We start from the raw sequence: 1,067 nt of genomic DNA on the forward strand, positions 1-1,067 counted from the left end.
CCGTGACGGCAACGTTACTGGCAGCTGATGGCAGTGCCTTAGCCAACAAGTTGGTGCAATTTAGTTTAAGTAATGCGGCGTTAGGGTTATTTGACCCAGAAATTGGCTCTGTGCTGACTGACGCTAATGGTAAGGCAAGCATTAAGCTGAAGACCTTGAATATTCCAGGTGCGGGTTTTGTGTATGCTGACATAGTAGGTGTGGATGTCGCGCAAGCTTCATTGGGCGTCACCATGGCAGGCGATGGCGTAATAGCTGGTAATAAATCCACCATAAGTTTGACTGCGAGTGCGATTGAAATCACTGCTGCGACCCCTGCTGAAGTTACTGCCTTAGTGAAAGATAAAGATGGCCTGCCGCTCGTCAACAAACTGGTGAGCTTCTCCTTAAACGATAATACCTTGGGTATTTTTGACCCTGCCACGGGTACGGCGCTAACCAATAGTAACGGTGTCGCGAAAATAACCTTAGCAACGGCGGATATCAAAGGCGCGGCCTTAGTGACTGCCTTAGTGCAAGGTGTGGATGCAGAGCCAGCTTCGCTCGGTGTGAATATGGCTGGTGACGGTAACACTGGAGATGGCTCCGGAATTATCGTGAGTTTGCGTTAACGGATGCAAACGGTGTTGCCAAAATTCAATTAATAACTGCAAATATTGAAGGTGCAGTGAATGTTAAAGTAAATGTGTTTGGTTATGACAGTACTGCCGATGTATCGCTTTATATGCAAGGTGACGGTAATGCGGTAGGGCAAGTGCCACCACCGAAACTAACACTCAGTTCAACTACCACCAACATTAACGCAGCGACCCCTGCAACCGTGACGGCAACGTTACTGGCAGCTGATGGCAGTGCCTTAGCCAACAAGTTGGTGCAATTTAGTTTAAGTAATGCGGCGTTAGGGTTATTTGACCCAGAAATTGGCTCTGTGCTGACTGACGCTAATGGTAAGGCAAGCATTAAGCTGAAGACCTTGAATATTCCAGGTGCGGGTTTTGTGTATGCTGACATAGTAGGTGTGGATGTCGCGCAAGCTTCATTGGGCGTCACCATGGCAGGCGATGGCG

Annotated in this window: 2 pseudogenes; both read left to right on the top strand. The window is 48.5% G+C overall.

Features of this window, described 5'->3' with window-relative positions:
* Positions 1 to 611, top strand: a pseudogene (locus tag L5M38_RS24265) (Ig-like domain-containing protein); the annotation flags it as partial.
* 56 nt (positions 612 to 667) lie between these two features.
* A pseudogene (locus tag L5M38_RS24270) lies at positions 668 to 1,067 on the top strand (Ig-like domain-containing protein); the annotation flags it as partial.

The sequence above is a fragment of the Shewanella sp. SM101 genome, assembly GCF_025654465.1.
GTDB lineage: Bacteria > Pseudomonadota > Gammaproteobacteria > Enterobacterales > Shewanellaceae > Shewanella > Shewanella oncorhynchi.